At 40.8% G+C, this 23,691-nt stretch carries 21 protein-coding genes; all 21 read right to left on the reverse strand.

Features of this window, described 5'->3' with window-relative positions; translation table 11 throughout:
• Window positions 1–2: 2 nt before the first annotated feature.
• The 21 genes from galE to P3C17_RS11895 all read right to left on the reverse strand — a co-directional run bounded on the left by galE (window position 3) and on the right by P3C17_RS11895 (window position 23,636).
• Window positions 3–1,016, reverse strand: coding sequence for a UDP-glucose 4-epimerase GalE (galE, locus tag P3C17_RS11795; RefSeq protein ID WP_300929624.1), 1,014 nt, complete (start codon window positions 1,014–1,016; stop codon window positions 3–5).
• Window positions 1,017–1,018: 2 nt separating this feature from the next.
• Window positions 1,019–1,975, reverse strand: a complete 957-nt coding sequence (rfbD, locus tag P3C17_RS11800; RefSeq protein ID WP_346015664.1) for a dTDP-4-dehydrorhamnose reductase — start codon at window positions 1,973–1,975, stop codon at window positions 1,019–1,021.
• Window positions 1,935–2,480, reverse strand: coding sequence for a dTDP-4-dehydrorhamnose 3,5-epimerase (rfbC, locus tag P3C17_RS11805; protein ID WP_300929625.1), 546 nt, complete (start codon window positions 2,478–2,480; stop codon window positions 1,935–1,937). The genes rfbD and rfbC overlap by 41 nt, the downstream gene beginning before the upstream one ends.
• A gap of 60 nt (window positions 2,481–2,540) precedes the next feature.
• Window positions 2,541–4,634, reverse strand: coding sequence for a YjbH domain-containing protein (locus tag P3C17_RS11810; RefSeq protein ID WP_300929626.1), 2,094 nt, complete (start codon window positions 4,632–4,634; stop codon window positions 2,541–2,543).
• On the reverse strand, window positions 4,631–5,392 hold the full coding sequence (locus tag P3C17_RS11815) for a capsule biosynthesis GfcC family protein (RefSeq protein WP_300929627.1): 762 nt from the start codon (window positions 5,390–5,392) through the stop codon (window positions 4,631–4,633). The genes P3C17_RS11810 and P3C17_RS11815 overlap by 4 nt, the downstream gene beginning before the upstream one ends.
• The gene (locus tag P3C17_RS11820) at window positions 5,389–6,075 is read right to left on the reverse strand and encodes a YjbF family lipoprotein (protein ID WP_300929628.1); all 687 of its coding nucleotides are present in this window, start codon (window positions 6,073–6,075) and stop codon (window positions 5,389–5,391) included. The genes P3C17_RS11815 and P3C17_RS11820 overlap by 4 nt, the downstream gene beginning before the upstream one ends.
• A gap of 74 nt (window positions 6,076–6,149) precedes the next feature.
• Window positions 6,150–6,557 carry a hypothetical protein gene (locus P3C17_RS11825; RefSeq protein ID WP_300929629.1) on the reverse strand — a complete coding sequence of 136 codons (408 nt, stop codon included), beginning with the start codon at window positions 6,555–6,557 and terminating at the stop codon, window positions 6,150–6,152.
• 130 nt (window positions 6,558–6,687) lie between these two features.
• Window positions 6,688–8,595, reverse strand: a complete 1,908-nt coding sequence (locus tag P3C17_RS11830) for a nucleoside-diphosphate sugar epimerase/dehydratase (RefSeq protein WP_300929851.1) — start codon at window positions 8,593–8,595, stop codon at window positions 6,688–6,690.
• Between the two features lie 241 nt (window positions 8,596–8,836).
• Complete coding sequence (locus P3C17_RS11835; RefSeq protein WP_300929630.1) at window positions 8,837–10,789, reverse strand: nucleoside-diphosphate sugar epimerase/dehydratase; 1,953 nt, start codon at window positions 10,787–10,789, stop codon at window positions 8,837–8,839.
• Window positions 10,790–10,886: 97 nt separating this feature from the next.
• Window positions 10,887–11,777, reverse strand: coding sequence for a UTP--glucose-1-phosphate uridylyltransferase GalU (gene galU, locus P3C17_RS11840; RefSeq protein WP_300929631.1), 891 nt, complete (start codon window positions 11,775–11,777; stop codon window positions 10,887–10,889).
• 12 nt (window positions 11,778–11,789) lie between these two features.
• On the reverse strand, window positions 11,790–12,791 hold the full coding sequence (locus tag P3C17_RS11845; protein WP_300929632.1) for an NAD-dependent epimerase: 1,002 nt from the start codon (window positions 12,789–12,791) through the stop codon (window positions 11,790–11,792).
• Window positions 12,792–13,958 carry a nucleotide sugar dehydrogenase gene (locus P3C17_RS11850; protein WP_300929852.1) on the reverse strand — a complete coding sequence of 389 codons (1,167 nt, stop codon included), beginning with the start codon at window positions 13,956–13,958 and terminating at the stop codon, window positions 12,792–12,794.
• A gap of 49 nt (window positions 13,959–14,007) precedes the next feature.
• Window positions 14,008–14,562 (reverse strand): sugar transferase, encoded by a 555-nt coding sequence (locus tag P3C17_RS11855; protein WP_300929633.1) that lies wholly within the window; start codon window positions 14,560–14,562, stop codon window positions 14,008–14,010.
• A 300-nt stretch (window positions 14,563–14,862) separates the two neighbouring features.
• Window positions 14,863–15,819 carry an SDR family oxidoreductase gene (locus tag P3C17_RS11860; protein WP_300929634.1) on the reverse strand — a complete coding sequence of 319 codons (957 nt, stop codon included), beginning with the start codon at window positions 15,817–15,819 and terminating at the stop codon, window positions 14,863–14,865.
• Window positions 15,812–16,951 (reverse strand): glycosyltransferase family 4 protein, encoded by a 1,140-nt coding sequence (locus tag P3C17_RS11865; RefSeq protein WP_300929635.1) that lies wholly within the window; start codon window positions 16,949–16,951, stop codon window positions 15,812–15,814. Before P3C17_RS11865 ends, P3C17_RS11860 begins: the two co-directional genes overlap by 8 nt.
• A 31-nt stretch (window positions 16,952–16,982) precedes the next feature.
• Entirely contained in the window at window positions 16,983–18,140 is a 1,158-nt protein-coding gene (locus tag P3C17_RS11870; RefSeq protein ID WP_300929636.1) for a glycosyltransferase, read from the reverse strand.
• Complete coding sequence (gene wecB / locus P3C17_RS11875) at window positions 18,133–19,266, reverse strand: UDP-N-acetylglucosamine 2-epimerase (non-hydrolyzing) (RefSeq protein ID WP_300929637.1); 1,134 nt, start codon at window positions 19,264–19,266, stop codon at window positions 18,133–18,135. Before wecB ends, P3C17_RS11870 begins: the two co-directional genes overlap by 8 nt.
• Before the next feature lie 2 nt (window positions 19,267–19,268).
• Window positions 19,269–20,375 carry an NAD-dependent epimerase/dehydratase family protein gene (locus P3C17_RS11880; protein WP_300929638.1) on the reverse strand — a complete coding sequence of 369 codons (1,107 nt, stop codon included), beginning with the start codon at window positions 20,373–20,375 and terminating at the stop codon, window positions 19,269–19,271.
• A gap of 3 nt (window positions 20,376–20,378) precedes the next feature.
• Window positions 20,379–21,413 carry a polysaccharide biosynthesis protein gene (locus P3C17_RS11885; protein WP_300929639.1) on the reverse strand — a complete coding sequence of 345 codons (1,035 nt, stop codon included), beginning with the start codon at window positions 21,411–21,413 and terminating at the stop codon, window positions 20,379–20,381.
• A 39-nt stretch (window positions 21,414–21,452) separates the two neighbouring features.
• A complete protein-coding gene (locus P3C17_RS11890; protein WP_300929640.1) occupies window positions 21,453–22,694 on the reverse strand; it encodes a hypothetical protein in 1,242 nt (413 codons plus the stop codon).
• Window positions 22,695–22,733: 39 nt separating this feature from the next.
• Complete coding sequence (locus tag P3C17_RS11895; protein WP_300929641.1) at window positions 22,734–23,636, reverse strand: glycosyltransferase; 903 nt, start codon at window positions 23,634–23,636, stop codon at window positions 22,734–22,736.
• Window positions 23,637–23,691 lie beyond the last annotated feature (55 nt).

Consider the following 23,691-nt stretch of genomic DNA (forward strand, 5'->3'; position numbering starts at 1 on the left):
GGTTAGTTGTAACCATTTGGGTTGTTTTTTTGCCAATTCCAGCTGTCGCGCACTATATCATCCAGTGTTTTTTCTGTTTGCCAGTTTAATAGAGTTTTTGCCTTTGAAGGGTCGGCAAAATAACGAGCGACATCACCGGGTCGTCTTGCTGCAAACTGATAAGGCACTTCTACCTGATTTACTGCAGCAAATCGGGTCACTATATCCAGTACAGATAAACCTTCACCACTGCCTAAGTTAAAGCTATCAAAACCTGGATCTGTGAACAGGTGCTGTAACGCCGCCACATGGCCAGCGGCTAAATCTGTGACATGGATATAATCCCGCACTCCGGTGCCATCAACAGTTGGATAATCATTACCAAAAATTTGCAACTCTGCTCTTTTACCTACGGCAACCTGAGTAATAAAAGGCATCAGGTTATTTGGAATACCATTTGGGTCTTCACCAATACGGCCACTCTCATCTGCGCCCACAGGGTTAAAATAACGCAATACGGCAATATTCCAGCTGTTATCTGAATGCTGTAAATCCTGTAGCACCCATTCTGTCATCAGCTTGGACTGACCATAAGGATTCATAGCCACGGTTGGAGTAGTTTCCGGCAACGGGCTATTTTGCGCATCGCCGTACACAGTAGCAGATGAACTGAATACCAAATTTTTTACACCAAACTTCGCCATTACCTGACAAAGCTTAATAGTGCCACCGACATTAGTTTCGTAGTACCACAGAGGCTTTTGTGTAGATTCCCCTACGGCTTTTAAACCAGCAAAATGCACTACAGCTTTTACAGGGTATTGTGCAAATACTGCGGCCAAAGCTTCGACATCCAGCACATCCCCTTCAATCTTAATGATGGATTTGCCCGTTAATTGCTCTACCCGCTTTAACGATTCAGGGCTGGAGTTGCTGTAGTTATCAAAACTAATCACCTGCTCGCCGGCCCGAAGCAAAGCTAAGGCGGTATGACTACCAATATAACCAGCACCGCCAGTTAACAATACATAACTCATCTTTAGTCCTTTTTATCTATGGATACAGGCTTGAACAGCGGTAAAGCCTGCAATAACTGATGTTGCCACGCGACTTCCGGCAAAGACAATAATTCTTTCAATAACTTACTGTCCAGCGCGCTAAAAACTGGCCGCACCGCTGGGCTATTAAATTGTTCAGAGTTTACTGGTATGAGTTCAGCCTTGTGGCTTAATAACCCTAGTTGTAAACCCAAAGCCTGGATCTCAGTAGCAAATTCATACCTTGAACAATAGCCAGAATCTGCCCAATGGTACACACCAGACAAAACAGTTTTACTACCAATAATTTGCCAAATCACGCAGGCCAGGCCGTATGCCCAGCAGGGAGAACCTATTTGATCCTGTACCACTTGCAGCTGTGGTTTAGTCTGCATCAGCTGCAGTATAGTTTTGACGAAGTTAGAACCATAAACCGAATACAACCAACTGGTGCGAATAATTACACTGTGCGCTGCATATTCCTGCTGCAACCATTGTTCTGCCAGTAGTTTGCTATTGCCATAGTGGTTTAATGGTTTTGGTTGAACGCTTTCTTTATAAGGCTGGAATTGAGCGCCATCAAATACATAGTCTGTGGAAATATGCAGCAATTTGCTACCTGTTAAAGCACAAAGCCGTTGTAACCTCTGAACCAGGTAAAAATTCCCCGCCATCGCCAGTTCAGGCAAAAGCTCCGCCTGATCAACCTGATTGTAGGCCACAGCGTTAATCACCCAATCAGCCTTAAAATTCAGAAAGATATGGCTTAATTCGTCAGAAGATAAAACACTATACTCAGCAAAGCTAAGTACCTTAAGTCTTATCGATGCTGGCAGCATGAGTTGAAGTTCACAAGCAAGCTGGCCTGATTGTCCTAGCAGCAGTACGTTCAGCATTAAATCTGATCTGACCCCATTTTCAAAATAAGTCGGCGTTGGCAAAAGGTTTAGCATTCGCATCTTTGGCAGAAAGTATAGGAGCTTGCTGCAAAGGCCATTGAATGGCTAAATCCGGGTCGTCCCATTTGATAGACCGCTCAGACGCAGAGTCGTAATACTGATCGGTTTTATAAGCCACTTCGGCATAATCACTTAAGGTTAAAAAGCCATGAGCAAAACCTGCAGGAATAAAAAGTTGCTGCTGTTTTTCACTGCACAGCTCCATACCAAACCACTGACCAAAAGTTGCAGATTGTTGCCGCAAATCGACCACTAGATCAAAAATACGGCCTGTTAAAACCCGTACTAATTTGGCCTGAGGTTTATCCAGTTGATAGTGCAAACCTCGAAGCACATGCTGATAAGAACCCGACTGCGATTCTTGCACAAAGTCTATATCACCTAACAATTGTTTTAATTCAGAGTTGCGGTTTACTTCAAAAAAATAGCCGCGTTCATCTTTAAAGACTTGAGGTTGCAGTAATAATAAGCCAGGCAGTGGTAAAGCTGTTGTCTGAATAATCATGCGTTGTCCACCAAATTATAAAGCCACTCAAAAGAGTGGCTTTATTTTATCCTTCATCGCTTAGCGCATAAAAGGAGAACGAGATTCCGTTAACATATTTAAACTCACCGGTTTATTTAACATCTGCCCACCATCCCTTGCTATAGGGATCCATGGGATACGACCACGACCAGTTGCTGATTTAAGTGAGAATAAATCAAAGGGGATGGATACATAGAAGCCTTTGGTAAAACTACCTTCACCATACTCTTCGGACGACATATCGGTAATGGCCGCATAAGCACCTACTACTATGCCGCTATCAAAACGTTTGGCAAAGTCGACAGTGACCCCTTTATCTTTTGCCAGATACTGGCCAAAACTCGCGGTGATCATAGTGTCCTTTAACCACTGCGGAGTCCAATAAAAGCTTAAGTGACCTGTCAGGGTTTTATAGTCAAAAAATGCCACGTCACTGTCATAGTCCCGCTGCTGCACATAATTCATATCAAAACCTATAGCTAAAGAAGAATCTATTGGTTTGTATAAAACCTCGCCTCCTATACCCCCATACATGGTCTCCAAATAACCAGCGTAGGCTTGTCCATACCAATTATCAGCAATTTCATCTTTCCAAAGACCGTATAAATTTTCCATAGTCACATCACTGCGACTGACATACTCACGTACATAAGTACGAACACGAGGCACACCAGTTTCCTGTGAATCAACTTTAAAGTTAAAGTCATCAAAGTTAGTTAACAAATTGACTTTTACTGTGGTTTGCAAACTAAAATTGGTATTAAACTGATAACCACCACCTAACAACAAGCCCCCTTGGTACATGTAGAAGCTTTCCGGATTGCCGAAGGTCTGGATCCAGAATATATCTGCATTGTAACCGAAACCACTTTCAATGCGTTCTACAGCCCACTGCTCATCACCTAACACAGGTTCTGTTCTGTGGTAAGTTGTCTTCACATCAGCTTCTGGTGATTCATAACGGGCAGCTTTTGCAAACTGTTCTGCGTTCACTACAGTTTCAACCATAGGCAAATCCATAGCCACAGTGATTACCCTATAGGTTTTAATAGATTCCGGCAAATGTGTGGCCAGCACTCGGCCGATGCGATTCATTGCGACATCTTCATCACGGTAAGCAATCTGCGAGCCTTTTAAAATAATTTCGTCGTCTTTTAATACATAGTTGTTTACGACAAAACCTGCATTTAAATACAAATCTTGCCGAAGCTGTGCTTTATCTAAGACTTCTATAGAGGCCACTCGTATATCTGGAACTTCTTTTTCAGGTGGGTCTAGTTTGATCTGTTTCAGGTTATTAAAATCGACTTTGTAATTCACTCCAAAACCAAAAGTATTGCCACGCTGGTAGTTTACATTCAGATCAAATGAGTCATTCAGAGCATAAACGGCTCCAATATTAAAATCGGAATCCTGTAATAAAACACCAGCTCTGTCTTGCTGATAATTATTACCATCGTATTCTAGTTTCAGACGCAAAGGTTGCCAGGGAGTCTGGTACTCAATACCACCGTACAAAGCGGCAGGGCCTTTAAAAAAACGCTGGTAATCAATTTTTCCGCCAGAACCGCTGAATCCGCCGGGCCTTTCGCAATAACTATCTCTGATTTCACAAAATGGATTAGTGATATTGCCTTTACGACCTAAATAACCCCAACCGATACCTAGGTGAAAATCAAAAGGCCCGATACGTTTACTGGCTGCAATAAATTCGCTTTCAAACAAACCTGTACCGCCAAAATCACGGAAACCAACGGAAAGATCCGGCAAAAACTCACTTTCTTTCCATAACTTAAATTTAACATCGATACCTTTGTCTTTAAGAGTTTGGTCACCACTAAAACCTGGGTCACTGCTATAAAGTTGAGTTCGGACATCAGAATAACGAACTGTGGTTTCCATCCACGGAAACAGCATCAAGGACGCTGACCAAAACCTGTACTCTTCACTATCCTGGTAATTCAGGCTAAAGGCACCGGCATCGTTCATTCGAGCTGTTGGCATCTGAATTAAACCAATACCCCCATGATTGCCTTGAGAATAATTGTTTGACGCAGACGAAAAGTATTCATCAGCAACGACTGTCGAGCACAACAGCGAGGAAATAAGAGCAGCTAAACAGGACTTCTTCATTGGGTAACAACCTTGTGTAACAAGAGTTCTACAATTTGTTCATTGATATCACTAAATTCGCTCGGCAAGTGTCGTTGTTCAAAGGGAATAAATAACAGACTGCCTGGTGATACTTCCTGATGACTTTTATTCCATAACCCTGTTTTTGCGATATAAAACTCACCAGAAGCAGGAATCACATAAACAAAAGAGTCGCTGCCACCTTCCAGTATGGAAATACTACCAAGATAGCTGTCGACAGAAACAGCATTGCGCAATGGCATCTTATGTTCAGCCACTAAGCCTTCCATTTGTAACTCTGTCGGTCTGGCACTCACCAGCAGTTTGTATTGTCCTTCAGCAAGCAATGGATTAAGAGACTTTTTAGCTCTAACGCTATCCGGGTCCAGAGGTAAATTCATATTGCCCGCTAATTCCCACGAGGCAATATCTTTTTCTAATTTTTCAACACTTGCAGCTAAAGCTGAATCAGAATCTTGCTGAAATTCATGTTTAAGTGCAGCTAATTGGTTTTGCAGTTCTGTACGTTGTTGCTCAAGCTTTAATTTGGTGTCTACATCCGTTTTAAAAAGCTTTGCCGCTGGCCAGTACAAAGAAGCTGAGGTATTTAACTGATAAACAACCAACCCCAATCTGGGCTGCTCAAAATAGCCCTGGTACTTGCCTTGATGTTCAACTAAAACCACTGGTGTTGCAGCTTTAGCTACACTAATACCAATAACCCAAACAGCGATAAAGAAATAGCTTAAGCGGCTCATCTTAAACTCCCTTTTTTAATTACACCCAATAAACGACCTGCATTACTGATATGAACCAGCTCAACTTCAGGCCAAAAAGGTGCAATGGTCTGATGGCTTTTTAATAACCAACCACTATTTAAATCAAACCAAAACTGATTAATAGCCGTCTGCCCATTAGAAAAAGTAACCTGCTCTGTGACTAATTTGGTTTGAAACCTGTGTTCGAGTAATTCAAGGGAGGTTACTTCGGTATAAAGGACTTCATAACTAACCAGGTGGCCAGATTCAGAATTTCCAGACCAGTCGGTCATACTTTGCCAGGCCTGACCAGCTTGAATTCTAGTCATTTTTTGCTGCAGTGGATCCAACGCAGTATCAGACTGATAAATCAGATTATTGTCAAAACCAGTTGTCTTTACCAAACGCCCCTTCTCAAGCACCAACATGGCTTCATCGGCTGATATCCACTTGAACTGCCCATGCTCGATAAAAGCTAATACAAGAATTGCGTTAGGCAAAGCACCTACTTTGGCGTATAAAACATCACTTTCTCTGGCTGCAAGCTCAGTTTTAGTTAAACTGGCTCCTTCTCCAGGATTAAATGCCAGTTCCAGGGTTTGGGTATAAGTACGAAAAGTACTGGAGCAGCCTACCAGGCTTACCAAAGCGAAAAAGACAAAAAGCCGCATTAATCTGTGCATAAGATCCATTTCAAGCAAAAGTTATAGATAACAAAAAGCCGCCAACAGGCGGCTTTTTGATAAAAAATGCAATATTAACGTAATGTTGCAGGGTAAGTGAACGTTACAGGAACTGTCACTGTACCAGTACCAGATACTGTTACAGTTGAAGTAGTACCAGTACAAACCTCACCCACTAATAGGTCGTCGCCTTCACATCCAAGAACTTGGTTTGGTCGGCAAGTGCCATTGACCAAAGTTTGACCTGTAGGGCAGTTTACCGGAGAATCACTACGGTTGTTAGAAACAACAGCAGCTAATACACCTGCAGCAATAGCGCCAGCAACGATAGTACCAGTGGCGATACCACCGATAGCACCTAAACCAGAACCAGCAGCAGAAGCACCTGAACCTGCACCTGCAGAACCAGTCTCTTCACCCTGAGCCATTACAGCACCAGAAACCACTAACATAGCGGCCATTAATACGCTTAATTTTTTCATCACATCATCCCTTTAAAAAAGTCCTCTAAGGATAGAGGGTTTTCGTACAACCGACAAGCACTTTTTTGTCGTTTGTTTACAACATTCCAACTTAAACTAAGCCGGAAAACGGTTTTGCTACAGCTATTTACTAATGCACCAGTTCCTTTTTCACTATTTCGTTGCTTGCGCCACTGACGAATAATAAATCACAAATTTCACTACTGGGAGCAAAGCCAGTAGGTGCATCTAACAAAATTTGCCTGAGCATTTGCTGATCAAAAGACTGACAAGCAACATCCAGACTGTTTAACAACAGCATAGTCGCTGACCATGACAGAAATTGTTCTTTTGCAGCCCTTATTCTGGCATGTTGGGTTCTACTCTCGTTGTTACCGATCAATAACTCTTCATAGAGCTTTTCACCTGGTCTCAGGCCAGTGATCTGAATTTCAATGTCGCCTTGAGGGTTGGCTTTATCTTTTAACTTTAAGCCTGCCAGATGGATCATACGTTTCGCCAGATCGTAAATACGTACCGGCTCTCCCATGTCCAATACAAAAACTTCTCCACCTTTCGCCATAGCACCAGCCTGAATAACTAATTGTGACGCTTCAGGAATAGTCATAAAAAACCGGGTAATTTCTTTGTGGGTTAAAGTGACTGGCCCACCTGCTTTAATTTGCTGCGCAAATAAAGGCACCACAGAACCAGAAGAACCTAATACATTGCCAAAACGTACCATACACATACGGGTAGTGGTTTGTCTGCTGGCTAAGCCTTGTAACACCAATTCAGCCATGCGTTTACTGGCCCCCATCACATTGGTGGGGCGTACAGCTTTATCAGTAGAAATTAATACAAAGTTTTCAACTTTTGCCATGATGGCAGCTTCAGCACAGGCCCAGGTGCCAAATACGTTGTTGCGTACCCCTTCCACCATGTTGTATTCAACCAAAGGTACATGCTTATATGCAGCAGCATGATAAACAGTCTGCACCTGAAAATTTGTCATCACTTGTTCCAACAGTTTCTGCTGTTGCACAGATCCTAAAACCGGCTTGATCGCACAGGAGTAACCAAAACGCCTTTTCACAGCATTTAACTCACGCTCTATCGAATACAAAGCAAATTCAGAGACGTCAAATAACACCAACACATCGGGTTTGCAGCAAATAATCTGGCGACATAACTCAGACCCTATTGAGCCACCTGCACCTGTCACCATCACCACTTTGTTTCTTATATTGGCCTGTAGCAGCTGCTGATCAGGCTCTATCACTTCACGGCCTAACAAGTCTTCAATACGAATATCCTGTAAGTCATCAATTTTCATATGGCCAGCTACTAAATCGGCCATACCTGGAATACTTTGAACCGGTACAGGCAGCCGGGACAACAATTCAAGCAACTCACGTTTGCGACCTCGGCCCGCTGAGGGCATAGCTAAAAGCACGCGATCAATACGATAACGCTGAATCGCTTTTTCCAGTAATTCAGAAGGTAAAACAGTCAAGCCGCACACTGTAGTTTTTTGCAGTTCAGTATTGTCATCAACAAAAACGACAGGTTTGTACTCATCACCACTTTGCAGCGCATATAACAACTGCCGGCCAGAGCAACCTGCGCCATAAATAAGTACTCTGCTTTTTGCTTTATGCCGTTGCATCTGTAAAGCGCTGCGAAAGCCCCAGCGACTGCCACCTATCAGCAGCACAGCTATCACAGCAAAACACAGGGCTAAGCGCGCAATATCAGCCAGAGGCAGAAACCAACATAAAGCGATGAGTCCTGCGCTACTTGCAAAAACGCCATTGATCACTGTAGCCACAGCTTGAGGTGCCATATAACGCAAAATTGCACGATACAACCCAAGAAAATAAAAAACAGCAATACTAAACCCAAGCCAAACAAACAGGCCCAAGAAATGAGATAGAAAAAATGCAGAAGGTTGCAACACACCGCTTAGCCAACTGGCCAAAAACAATGCGCTTAGCAAAAAAACTGTATCTGATACAACCGAAATTCCCCGTTTTGTTGCACGGGGTAGCGACATCATCCAAGTCACGCTTTCACTCCCTCTTTACTCATAGAGTTATCACTTTGTTAGCTATATGACTGGTTTTCAGAAAATTAGCTTAGGACAGCCTCTGACTATCTACCAGTTTTAACCTATTAAAAATGAACTTTATATGAATAAAAATGTCCGTAGAGTTTACTATTTACAGCATCATTACATTTTTTTCTAAACTGGCACAACAGCCATTTAGTAACTAAGAGTTAAAATTCTATTATGTTTTTTACCGTATGGGCAATTTGGTGATTTGATGAGCTTGCCATACCAAATCACAAATACCATCCGTAGGATTAAAGCCTGTAGGAGCACTCAACATCAAAGCTCTTATTTTCTCTACGTCATAATTTATTGCAGCTTCGCTCAGCTCACTTAACAATGCTTGCATTTCTGCCCAGCTCAAAAACACTTCATTTGCAGCTTTAATGCGCGGATGCCGGGTTGGTTTTTCATCTTCCCCGATCAGCAATTCTTCATATAGCTTTTCACCTGGCCTTAAACCGGTAATTTTAATTTCAATATCACCCTGCGGGTTTTGTTTATTTTTAACTTCCAGGCCCGTTAAATGCACCATTTTTCTGGCCAGATCATAAATTTTTACCGGCTCGCCCATATCTAACACAAATACATCACCGCCTTCCCCCATGGCACCAGCCTGAATAACCAACTGAGCTGCTTCGGGTATAGTCATAAAATAGCGGGTAATATCCTCATGAGTAAGGGTAATAGGCCCGCCTTTTTTAATTTGCTTTCTGAATAATGGCACAACAGATCCTGAAGAACCTAAGACATTGCCAAAACGAACCATGCAAATCCTTGTGTTTTTCTGGCGTTTTGCTATCGCTTGCAAAGTAAGCTCAGCTAAACGTTTTGTTGTACCCATTACATTAGTTGGGCGCACTGCTTTATCTGTTGAAATCAACACAAAAGTTTCAACGCCTGAAGCGATCGCAGCTTCAGCTGTATGCCAGGTACCAAACACGTTATTACGCAGGCCCTCAATCACATTAAACTCAACCAGAGGTACGTGTTTATAGGCTGCGGCATGGTAAACAGTTTGCACATGATAACCTTGCATCATAGTTTGCAACCGCTGCGGGTCTAACACTGTGCCCAGTGCCGGTATCAGTTGTACGTCTAGTTGACTGGAGGCAATAGTGGCACTTAGTTCTTTATCAATTTCATACAGCGAAAATTCTGACGCTTCAAATAACACCAGCTTTAATGGAGACTGTAAAATAATTTGCCGGCAAAGCTCAGAACCTATAGAACCACCAGCACCAGTTACCATAACCACTTTGCCGGTAATATTGGCAGTTAATAACGAAGGTATTGGTGTAACGGCATCACGGCCCAATAAATCTTCTATTTTTACGTCCTGTAATTCATCAATTTTCATTTTGCCGTCAACCAGATCTGTCATCCCAGGAATGGTTAACACAGGTAAGCCTAAAGGCTCTAAACGCTGGACAAGCTCAGCCCGCACTGTACGACTGGCAGAGGGGACAGCTAACAAAATACGACTAATACCGTATTTATCAACCACACTTTTAATACAGACTGGCGAATAAACTTTTACATCTTTAATCATTACCCCGTGAAAAGACGGATCGTCGTCAACGAAAGCAACAGCACGATATTCAGCGCTACTGGCCAAAGCCAAGAGTAATTGCCTGCCACTGGCTCCAGCCCCATAAATTAATACTTTATGGTGTGCATGACGACCACCAACAGATACAATTTCCCGAAGCAGCAGCCTGGAACCGCCAATCCCAACAAAGGCAAAAAATATGTAGTTTAAGTTCACTGAGGCACTGTATAAAATTGCGTTGGCGTCAGTAACCAAACGTAGCAGGAAGCCTGAGATAATGGTGCCTACAGCTATGGCCAACATAGAGCGCAAACCAATATAACGCACCACGGCCCTGTAGAGGCCTAAGCTACCAAATACAACTAAAGTAATAAAAATAACAGCTAAAAAGCTAAGTAAAAAAGGCTCGTCGGATAACACACCAAGATGGTCAAACCGCAAAAAATAAGCACTTAGCCAGGCAAGAAAAAGAATACAACCATCCACCAACATAGAGACCAGGCGTTTGGCGTTACGAGACATTCCCATCAATGGTTTAAACAATTGATAGAGCATTTTGGACGACAATTTATTCAAGACAAACCCCATGCATATTCTGCTCGTTGCCAGTATTGTGGCATATAGGTATTTTACAAATACAAAACAGGCCTCCGTAAAGAGGCCGAAACAAGACAAATAATAGCTATTACTGCAGCAATGCCTGTAAACGGGCCTTCACTTCGGAGCCCAGTTCTTTATCACGCAATGCATATTCAACAAAAGCAGAAATATAACCCAGCTTATTGCCACAATCGTGGCTTCGTCCACGAATATGGTAAGCATTAACTTGTTGTTGCTGCATTAACATAGCAATAGCATCAGTTAACTGAATTTCATCACCAGCCCCCACAGGTGTGAGTTTTAATAAATTCCAGATATCTGCAGAGAATACATAACGCCCAACTACAGCTAAGTTAGAAGGAGCGTCTTCAACAGAAGGTTTTTCAACTACAGCTGTTATTTGCATAGAATCACCTGCTGCCATTTTATGACCCGCTACATCGGCTACACCATAAGAGCTAACATTTTGCATAGGTACTGGTTCTACCATTACCTGGCTTTCGCCTGTAGCTTCAAATAAGCGTACCATTTCAGCCAAATTATCTGTTTTTAAGTTGCTGTCGTATTCATCAATTAACACATCAGGCAATACCACAACAAAAGGCTCTTCGCCTACCACAGGCAAAGCACATAATACAGCATGACCTAAACCTTTAGCTTCGCCTTGGCGTACATGCATTATGGTTACGTCTTTAGGGCATATGCTTTGCACATCTTCCAGTAACTGGCGTTTTACGCGCTTTTCCAGAATAGATTCCAGCTCAAAGCTTTTATCAAAATGGTTTTCGATAGAGTTTTTAGATGAGTGAGTGACCAGCACTATTTGCTTTATTCCTGCTGCTATGCATTCGTTTACAACATATTGGATCAATGGTTTATCAACCAAAGGCAACATTTCTTTTGGAATAGCTTTTGTAGCAGGCAGCATGCGAGTACCCAACCCTGCAACAGGGATTACTGCTTTCTTAACCTTCACTTTTAAATCCTTTTAAACCTTGTAATAGTTTTTATACCAGCCGACAAAACGCTGCACACCAAGTTCGACAGAGGTTTGAGGTGTGAACTTTGTTACAGATTCTAAATCGGAGACATCAGCATAGGTAGCTTCAACATCACCAGGTTGAATGGGCATATAATCTTTAACAGCTGTTTTTCCCAACGCCTCTTCAATGGCATTGATAAATAATTCAAGCTGAACTGGCTCGCTATTACCTATGTTAAACACTTTATAGGGTGCTGAACTGGAAGACAGATCATCGCCAGCCCACGCTGCATTTTTACCAGGAGGCTGATCCTGAATACGGATAATACCCTCGACAATATCATCAATATAAGTAAAGTCGCGTTTCATCTTGCCATGGTTAAATACCTTAATAGGTTTACCGTCGATAATAGCTTTGGTAAATAAAAACATCGCCATGTCGGGTCGCCCCCAAGGGCCATATACAGTAAAGAATCGTAATCCAGTGGTAGGAATACCGTATAAATGACTATAAGTATGAGACATCAGCTCATTGGCTTTTTTCGTGGCTGCGTAAAGAGATACAGGGTGATCCACTGAATCGGACGTACTGAATGGCATTTTACGGTTCAAGCCATAGACAGAACTTGATGATGCGTACACTAAGTGCTTTACATTGTTATGCCGGCAGCCCTCCAGTATCGCTAAATGGCCAATTAAATTACTGTCCGCATAAGCCATAGGGTTTTCCAGTGAATAACGCACCCCTGCTTGAGCAGCTAAATGAATAACACGCTCGAATTGGCTTTCACTGAATAAATTTGCAATACCATCACGATCAGCGAGATCCAGCCTATAAAATACAAAGTTCTTTTCAGGTTTTAACTGCGCTAATCTGTCCAACTTCAGTTGTACTTCGTAGTAATCATTCAGGTTATCTATACCTGTGACCTGGTGACCCAAAGCCAAAAGCCTCTGGCATACGTGAAAACCAATAAAGCCAGCGGCTCCTGTTACTAAAAAACGCATTTAATCGCTCCCAAACAAATCGCGTGTATACACCTTGGCTTCAACGTCAGCTAAAACATCACTACGCCTGTTGGCAATAATTACGTCCGACATGGCTTTAAATTCAGCCAAATCACGAATAACACGTGAGTGATAAAAATTATCTTCTTTCAACTCAGGTTCAAATACCACCACTTCAATACCTTTGGCTTTAATACGCTTCATAATGCCTTGAATGGCGGAAGCCCTGAAATTATCAGAACCAGACTTCATCACCAATCGATAAATACCCACAATTTTTGGACTTTTGCGAACTATAGAGTCAGCAATAAAATCTTTACGGGTACGGTTAGCATCTACTATCGCCTGAATCATATTGTTTGGTACATCACGATAATTCGCCAACAGCTGCTTAGTGTCTTTAGGCAGGCAGTAACCACCATAGCCAAAGCTTGGATTATTGTAATGGCTACCAATGCGAGGGTCTAAACCTACACCTTCGATAATTTGGCGGGCATCTAAACCATGGCTTTCTGCGTAACTATCCAGTTCATTAAAATAAGCAACCCGCATAGCCAAATAGGTGTTAGAAAATAACTTAATGGCCTCAGCTTCTGTACTGTCAGTAAACAATACAGAAACATCTTGTTTTATCGCACCTTGCTTTAGCAAATGAGCAAACTGTTCAGCTCTTTCCGAGCGTTCACCAACTATAATACGGGATGGATATAAATTATCGTAAAGAGCCCGGCCCTCACGTAAAAACTCCGGTGAAAAAATTAAATTAGCAGTACCAAATTTTTCACGTGCAGACGCCGTATAGCCTACTGGCACTGTCGATTTAATAACCATTACTGCATTTGGGTTAATAGCCATCACATCAGCAATCACAGCTTCTACGCTTTTGGTATTAAAGTAATTTGTCTCAGGATCGTAATCTGTTGGGGTAGCAATAATAACGAAATCTGCGTTCTCATAGGCCAGCTGTTTATCCAGAGTAGCTTTGAAATCCAGGTGTTTGCTTAACAAAAACTTGGATATTTCCTTATCTTCAATTGGTGATTTTTTTCCATTCAGAAGTTGAACCTTCCAATCGATAATATCGACTGCGACCACCTGATTGTTTTGCGCTAAAAGCATAGCGTTCGATAAACCTACATAACCAGTGCCAGCGATAGCTATTTTTATTTTATTCATTAAATATCTCTCATAAACTAAAACATCTGCCTACTAGCGCTCAACGCTTAACCCTATCTCCGGAGCCTTTCCCTAAAATCGTCATCAGTATATATTTGAAATAATTAGCTACGTTTAGTGTGTCTATCATCTGTTTGTCTGTTTTTGCTAACAATAGAGGAGTCGACATATCAATTTGATTAACTTGTGCCAAACCTGTGATACCAGGTCGTGTTTTGAACACTCCAAGCCTGTCGCGTTCAATAACCAGTTCATCTTGACTAAACAGGCAAGGCCTTGGGCCAACCAAGCTCATGTCCCCTAACAAAACATTCCATAGTTGTGGAAGTTCATCCAGTTTTGTTTTACGTAAAAAGCCGCCAAAAGCAGTAATTGAAGTGCCATTTGCTAAATGGCTGGCTACGCTAGGTGTATCTATTTTCATGGTGCGGAATTTAACCAAGGTAAAAGGCTTTTTATTGCATCCGACCCTAACCTGCCGGAATACAGGCGATCCAGTATCAAATAGTCCAATGAGAGTTAGAATAACCAGCACAGGAAAACCAAACACTAAGCCACATAAGGCAAAAATAATATCCAACAAACGAATTAACATAGGGCCTCAATAAAAAATATAGTTACAAATGACTCGCAGCTACGCTGCTCGTTACTAGTTGCCGTTCGCAAAGCGAATCTATTACTTGTCACTGCCTTGCTTCATAAGCTCAATGCCGTATTTATCTTAACAACACGTTGCAACAAAACACTTGCGTGTAATAAGCGCTTCTGTTCGCAGCAGCTTAAAATCCTCGACCGCATATTTGTTCGCAATTTTATTACGAGCACCTTTCACAGTGCGGGCTATTTCTCAGAATCAAGATCACCACGCTTTACTGTATCGAGCACTCAGCCTTAACTACTCAACACCAAAACCTCGGCCCTTAGCTGCAAAGCAGCGCGCGATGCCCTCTTCCAGAGTTATCGGCGGTTTCCAACCTAAGGTATCTTTGGTATGGCTTATATCAAGCTGTAAATTACCGCATAACCTATCTATCACCGCAGATCTTCCGGTCAGCCTACCTACCAGTTTTAGCCAGCTCACAGGCACCGGCAGTAACCTTGGCGTTTTACCAGCAGCTCTCGTCATCATTTGCAGTAATTCAGTGGTAGATACGTCTTGATCATCACTAACCAAAAAGGTTTGGTTCGCTGCGTTGGGGTGGTCAATACAGGTAACAATTAAATCTACCAAATTGTCTAGTGCAACCAAACTGCGTCGGTTATAGATAGCCCCCAAAGGTAAAGGAAGATTTTTTTGTGCCACATTTAACATAGAAGCAAAATTAGCTTTTACGCCCGGACCATAAACCAAAGGTGGTCTGATAACGACAACTTCCATAGCTGTTTCTGTTGCCAATTGCCAAAGTGCTTGCTCTGCTTCAGCTTTAGACACTCCGTAAGCGTCTTGCGGAGCGTGCTTGTCGCGATAAGTAAAAGCCCTTCCCGAGTCAGAGTCCTCACCATTAACTTTAATACTGCTAATAAAAATGAAGCGCTTAACTCCGGCTACAGCGGCTTGTCTGGCTAGATTTAACGTTGCATAATTATTGACTTCTCTATACTCAGTCAGAGGATCATCAAGTTGCTCATTCATAACATGTGCTCTGGCTGCTACATGAATTAAAACTTCGATAGATTCAAGACTTTTCGAGTAATCGGTACGACTATTGAGATTAGCCTGAAAAAATTTGTCAGCTTGCACAGGTTTAGACCGCCCCAAAACAGATACACTGTGGTTATGCTGTTTGAGTACACTTAAAACCTGTTTACCAACAAAACCTGATGCACCAGTAAGTAATATATTTCTAGTCATTTTGAGCGTTCTTTAACAGCTCTTGATAGATATCAAGATGTTTAGCAACTACCGACTGTACATCAAACTCTTCCTCTGCAAGTTTTCTACCGGCAGTTCCCATGCGCACTCTAAGGTCCTTATCCTTAACCAACATCTCTATTGCATCAGCTAAAGCTTTCGAATCTTTAGCTGGTACAATAAGTCCGTTGACACCATCAATAACTGCCTCGGCACACCCAGGATTATTTGTTGTCACAATAGCACGACCACATGCTGCGGCTTCAATTAGCACTTTAGGTAAACCTTCGCCATAAAAAGAAGGAAGGACAACTATGTGTGACGCTGCAAAAACTTCTGGAATATCAGACCTAAAACCTAAAGTTTTAATAATACCTTCAGCTCTCCATACTCCAAGCTCAGCCGCAGTAACTGTATTTGGGTTACCAGGATCTGGCTCACCTACTAACTGAAAATCAGCCATAATGTCTCGTGCTTTTAATAAACGAGCAGCATCAACAAACTGATAGACACCTTTTTCTCTCAGCAGCCTTGCAGCCATAACAACAATCGGCGTTCCGTCTGGCTCAGCAGCGATATTATATGTAGTCAAGTCCGCACCAGACCCTTTGATCATTACGCAATCACAGTCTTTTAGGCCGATAGCTTGTTTTAATACATTTTTATCTACAGGGTTTTGGAAAATAACGCGAAAACTTCTGACCCCCAGAGCAAACTTATAAAGACCAGTAACCAAAAACCGTCTGATTCTCGCAACAAAGCCTTCGGCAACAAACACTAAACCAAGACCAGACACTGCGTAAACCATATTTTTAATGCCCAGTATTCTACCCACTAAACCGCCATACAGAACCGGTTTTATAGTAACAGCATGAACCACATCAGGTTTGACGATACTAAAAACTTCTCGGATTCGTAATAGAGTCTTAAGCTCGTGACGAATACCACCACCGCTTCGATCAAATGGTATATTGTGTAGCTTAAACCCATACGAAGCTAACAATTCATAGTGCTCAGTAAAATTACAAGCTATATGTACATCGTAACCTAATTTTTTTGCTTCAATTGCGATAGGTAGACGATGAGATATAAAAAACCAATCAACATTTACGAGAAAAAGTAATTTTTTCAAAAAACATCCAGTTTTACATTTGATTAAAAAGTCAATTCAAAATATCTGATAATTGATTCGAATATTTCAAACAATCGAAATGCTTTTCAGCTGTTAAACGAGCATTTTTTCGTAGCTCACTAAGGTTCTCTAGTTCTGAGCACCTTAGCAAAGCATTCTTCAATGACGATATTGTATAATCATTGCAGACAATGCCGTTAACGTTGTCTACAAGGTAAAGTTCCAAATCACTGAAAAAATTCCCGATTACTGGTGTTCCCAAGGACATGCTCTCAACAAACTTTGTTGGAAACCCTGCTTGGACATTTCTAAATGGCGGTCTAAAAACAATTGAAAAATCAGAGTTTTTTACTAAATCAAGCGAGTCTTTATGACTCAACATCCCATAAGCGTAAATGATTTCTTTAACCTTCGTAGGATTGAGACCTTGAAGAAAGCCTTTATCCTGCAAATCAGTAAATGACAAACCTGCGATATGCAGCTGGACTCTAGAACCAGCTTCATTAATTTGGTAAATAGCTTGTATTATATCCGCAAGAAAATCTTTTTTGATACCAATAGAACCTGCGTAACAAACCTTAACGAAATCAGATTTATTCCCATCCAATCTTGGCAGTACAGAGGATATATCAATGGTTGGTGGCATTAATACTAAATCAACTCCCCTTGATTGATAATACTCTTTAAGGTAACGGCTTATTACAATAAGCCCATCACATTTTGGAAGTAAATAACGCATAGCAAGTTCAATATTTAAATAATATGGAGAACAATACTTCGCAAAAACATTTGGCGGGTCATACCATTCAACAGCATCAAATATTAACTTCACTTTGTTCTTGTTACACCACAACCTAAGCTTAATCAGGTAAGGTGAGTATCCGCTGTAAAGAATAATGGCTGTAGGTTTAACATCTAAGCTGTCTAAAAACTGAATTGCTTTAGAACCAGCGTTAAAATATAAAAAATGCTTTAGGTACCTTGGCAAAGACTCGAACTTTCGCTCATTTAATGAATATACATCAATGCCATTATAACTAGTTTTATACTCACCAATTTGAGCACTCGCAACTGCTACATCATAACCTGCAGCTTTAAGAGTTAGACAATTGCCATAAACCCGCCTAGCGGCAGCACCTCCATCCGGAAAGCTGAAAGGTGCAATATAAAGAATAAATTTGTTAGACATACTGCTTCCAAACCACCCGCATTACATAATCACGGTAGCTGTGCACTATCCGCACCATTTTATCCGACACATTCGGCATACTGTAATCGGCAACCGGTCGCAGTAAGCGCTCGCTGCCACTGGGCTGGGTAGCTAATACCTCAAGAGCCTGAAACACCCGCTCAACTTCCAGACCAACCATCATTACAGATGCCTCTTCAAAGGCTTCTGGCCGCTCGTGGGCTTCACGGATATTCAACGCCGGGAAGTTCATAATAGAAGATTCCTCACTGATGGTGCCACTATCAGACAATACTGCTTTTGCTAATTTTTGCAGTTTATTGTAATCGTGAAAACCTAGCGGTTTTAACAACTGAACTAATGGGTGGAAACTTACACCTTGCTCTTCTATACGTTTACGCGTACGTGGATGGGTAGAAACGATAACAGGGAAACCGTATTTTTCAGCAAGGCCATTTAAAATAGCAGCCAACTTATGCAAGTTTTTTGGTGTATCGACGTTTTCTTCCCTATGCGCACTGATCACAAAGAATTCGCGTTCTTTTAATGACAAGCGTTCCAATACATCCGATCCATCAATTTGTGCCATATAGTGATTTAACACTTCAAACATAGGGCTGCCAGTTTTGATCACTCTGTCTGCTGGTAATCCTTCAGCGAGCAGATAATCACGGGCAATAGAGCTGTAAGTTAGATTGACATCTGCAGTGTGATCAACAATACGGCGGTTAATCTCTTCCGGAACACGCATGTCAAAACATCGGTTACCAGCTTCCATATGAAAGGTTGGGATCTTACGGCGTTTCGCTGAAATTACCGCCATACAACTATTCGTATCACCGAGAACTAACATTGCATCAGGGTTAACCTCTGCCAGTACCTTGTCTACTGTGATAATCACATTGCCTATCGTTTCAGCACCGCTAGCGCCAGCAGCGTTAAGAAAATAGTCTGGTTTACGTACACCTAAATCATCAAAGAAAACTTGATTTAATTCAAAATCATAGTTCTGCCCTGTATGCACTAGAATATGCTCGCAATGTTGATCTAAAGCGGCCATCACTCGCGAAAGTCGTATGATTTCGGGTCTAGTACCAACAACAGTCATTACTTTTAATTTATTCATTTTTACACCTTGTAAGCGACGGTATCAGGGCTGTGCCGATCAAAGTTTTCATTTGCCCACAACATAACAACAAGTTCATCATCGCCTATATTAGTTACGTCGTGAGACCAGCCAGGTACTGTCTCAACAATTTCAGGACTATCACCGCTAGTGATGATTTCCAAGACCTCATCAGTAATAATGTGTCTGAAACCAAAACGAGCTTTGCCTTTAATGACGAGAAATTTCTCAGTCTTTACATGATGATAATGACCACCACGTGTCACTCCTGGATGTGCTGTGAAAAAAGAAAACTGACCAGAGTCTCTCGTTTTCAACATTTCAACAAAACAACCGCGTTGGTCTTCATGTTTGGTAAGACCATAATTGAACTTGTTTGGTGGAATATAACTAATGTAGGTTGCATAAAGTACGCGGATAAAACCGTCACCTACAGGTTCTGTAATAAGACTTTCACGGCTATCACGAAATTTATACAACTGTTCCACCAACTCGCCTAAGGTAACCTGGTACACAGGCTCAACATTGACATATAGCTTGTCTTCTGGCTTGCGGTAAAGCATCTCGATAAAAGAGGTAACCACGGCGCCTATATGCACTAAGGATAGTTTTACTGCAGGGTCATTGACCTGTATTGGCAAACCGCGGCTGATGTTATGACAGAAGGTAGCCACTGCGGAATTGTAATTTGGCTTACACCATTTACCAAAAACATTTGGCAGACGATAAATATAAACTTTATTACCCGTTTGCATATGTAAGTTTAACAGGTGCATCTCTGCTTGCAGTTTGCTTTTACCATATGCATTTAAACGCTCAGCCTGAGTAGAAGAACTAAGCACAATAGGTATTTTGCGACCTGATTGCTTTATACACTCACACAAAGTAGCGGTTAAATCAGCATTACCTATAGCAAACTCGTTTTCGTCCAAAGGTCTGTTAATGCCTGCCAGATGGAAAATAAAATCGGCTTGATTTACCAAACCCTGAAGATCATTTAAATCAGACTCACGAGTAAAGCGCAGAATTTCCATTGCGGTATTGCGCAGTAAGCTAATGCACAAATTTTTACCAACAAAGCCATCAGCACCTGTTACTAAAACCTTCATTTATTAGTCCTCTGCAATTGCAAATTCGCCACGAGCTATAGCTTGTACGAAATCCAGCTTCAATAACAACTGCTTCATCCCTTCTACATCCAACCGGTCTGTGTTATGCGAGTTGTAATCTTCTAACTGGCTAATTTTTTGGTCACCAACATCAAAAAACTTTCCATAGTTCAAATCACGGTTGTCTGGTGGAACCCGATAATAATCGCCCATATCGATAGCGCAGGCCATTTCTTCACGGCTTAACAGGGCTTCGTACAATTTTTCACCGTGACGAGTACCAATCACGTTAACTTCGTGATTTTCTTTTTTCATCAACTGCAGCAAAGCTTTAGTTAACGTATCTATAGTTGCAGCAGGAGCTTTTTGAACAAAAATATCGCCGTTGTCACCATGTTCAAACGCATAAAGAACCAGATCTACAGCATCCTCTAACGTCATCATAAAGCGTGTCATTTCCGGGTCAGTAATGGTAATAGGTTTACCATTCCTTACCAAATCTACAAATAAAGGTATAACTGAACCACGGGAAGCCATGACATTGCCATACCGGGTGCCACAAATGACCGTCTTAGCCGGGTCTAGGTTACGGGCTTTAGCGACCATCACCTTTTCCATCATCGCTTTGGAAATGCCCATAGCGTTGATAGGATAAACAGCTTTATCCGTGCTCAGGCATACCACTCGTGAAACGCCGTTAACTATTGCTGCTTCAAGCACGTTTTCTGTACCTTGTACATTTGTTTTAACCGCTTCCATTGGATAAAACTCACAACTTGGAACCTGCTTTAACGCAGCGGCGTGATAGATAAAATCGACCCCTCGAGTAGCGCTCAGAACACTGTTGTAATCGCGCACATCACCGATATAAAACTTAAGCTTAGGGTGATTATACTTTTTACGCATATCATCCTGCTTTTTTTCATCTCGGCTGAAGATGCGGATTTCAGCGATGTCAGTATCAAGAAAGCGTTTTAAAACAGCATTACCGAACGAACCAGTGCCGCCAGTGATGAGTAGACATTTATTATTAAACATAAAAACCCAACATTTCAGTTAAAATTTAATTCAACAAGTCTAATTGACTTGGACATTATTCTTGACGCGGAGAGTCGTAAAAATAAAGTAACAGTAAAGAAGAAACAATAGCCTTGCTCCTGGAGTTGCAGCAAGCAAAAATCCTTTAGTATTCAGAAAGAAAATGGAAAATGTAAAAAACCAAAAATACCAATTTCTTAAACCAAGAGTGAAATATAAACGTACAGAACATACTGTAAAAAAAACTACAACCAAGAAAGCAAAAAAAACGCCTGCATAATTGAGTAGCAATATATATCCAACATCAGAACTGCCACTTTCTAAACCAAATAAAGAAATACCCTTACCAAAAAGAACTTGCCATACATCAGATGGTATAATAATAAAATCGTTTAACAATGTTGAAGCAGTTCCTCCGTCACCAGAGGTGAAAAAACCAATAAGTTCATAAAAAAACATTAAGGGCCAATAAAACAATTCTTCCGGGCTCTCTACACTTCGAAATAAAAAAGAAAATAGAACAAATATAAAAATAGAAAAAAGAACTAAATTTTTCAAACGAAATCCAATTGTTGCGAGATAAATCAACATGAAGATTACTGGGAAAAAGCCAATTCTAGCATTGAAAGCGACTCCTACAAGCAGCATGGAGAATATAAAAATATGTAAATAGCTTTCTTTTAGTTTCAACAATGCTAGAGCGGCAAACAGTCCTAATAAATATCCATAAGTAAACGTCAGGTTTTCTGATATCCCGTAAGCTCTATATCTAAATTCAAAACTTTTATACCGTTCATAGTAATCATCTACTTGTATAGTTTCATAGAAGCGATCGAAAGCAGGAATAAGTATCAATAGGCATGTCACAAAACCAGCAAACGCTACCACATAGTATATAAAATTTAACAAATCTGTAGATGAACAAATTTTTTTCTTTATATGCTTTTCAAAAATATAAATAACATAGACAGGGAAGATTAGTGATTGTAAAAACCAAATAACAAATCGGTCAGAGTAGACTATTTCCCCAGAAAAAAAATCTCTCAAACCGCTAAAAAAAACCAACAACAATCCTAGTGTTATTTCATACTTTAGCCGTCTAAAATACAAAAAAGAATAATTCATCTTCGAAACAAAAAAAAGTAAAAAAATCATAAAGCCAAAAGCAGCATAAAATAATTTATTTACAACTGGAGGCTGAAATATATAAACATATAAAAAAATGAAAAAAAATAACTTCGGAAAATAGATATCTCCCAAAGAAAAAAATAGTTTATTCAACTTTAATACTTTCAACACTTGATACCAATATAAATACATTCATTTTACAAGGGGCCGAGGCAGAAACATCTTAGCGACTAATTTAACCAGGGACTTAGTAAAAAATACATTTGGGTAAAGAGACAATGCTTTCCCTATTTGTTTGAGAGAGTGAATTTTACTGACTTTTTGAACATCATGGGCCTGTATCAACATTGACATGGCTAACGCTTTCTCATACAAGACATGATCTCTATATTCACTTAGAATATCTTTCACCCCTTGCCATATCAAATCCGATTTACTCGACATATTATCAGAATGCTGTCGATATTTCACAAGCGGTTCCTTCATTGTATAAAATACACCATTTGCAGCAGTAAGCTTTAGACGAATAAATAAGTCCTCTATCATGAAATTTGGGTTAAAGCCACCAGCAGCTTTCAATTTGTCAGTTAAAACAATACAAGTTGGGGTTGGTAGAAATTCAGTTCTAAGAAAAGCCTCATCAAAGCCTGAAAACTTATCACTTCCATGTTTAACTTTTACGTATTGCCCTTCAGAATCAATCATTTCAACACCGGAATAAATTGCTACTAGGTTTGGTTCAATCTTAACCATTTCCGAAAACTTATTAATTTGTTTTGAAAATCGATCTGGCATCATAATATCGTCTGATGCAAAAATTACACTAAACTTTCCCTCACACCAGTCTAAAGCTTCATTCAGAGTACCACAAAGGCCAATGTTTGTACGAGTTCTGAATTCGAATCTTACAAATCGATTTTCACATTCAAGTACAATCTTCCTAATACTCTCGACTGATGCATCCTTAGAACCATCATCAATTATTATCAATTCAATATTATCATAAGTTTGGGCACACACGCTTCGGATACAGTCCTCAACATATTTCTCATGATTGTAGCAAGGAATAATAACGGAAATAAGAGGATAAGACATAGTACACCTTCGGTTATATACAAAACGAATAAATCAACAATTGATTTTTTTTGAA

Origin of the sequence: Rheinheimera sp. 1928-s (genome assembly GCF_029269265.1) — a bacterium.
Classification (GTDB): domain Bacteria; phylum Pseudomonadota; class Gammaproteobacteria; order Enterobacterales; family Alteromonadaceae; genus Pararheinheimera.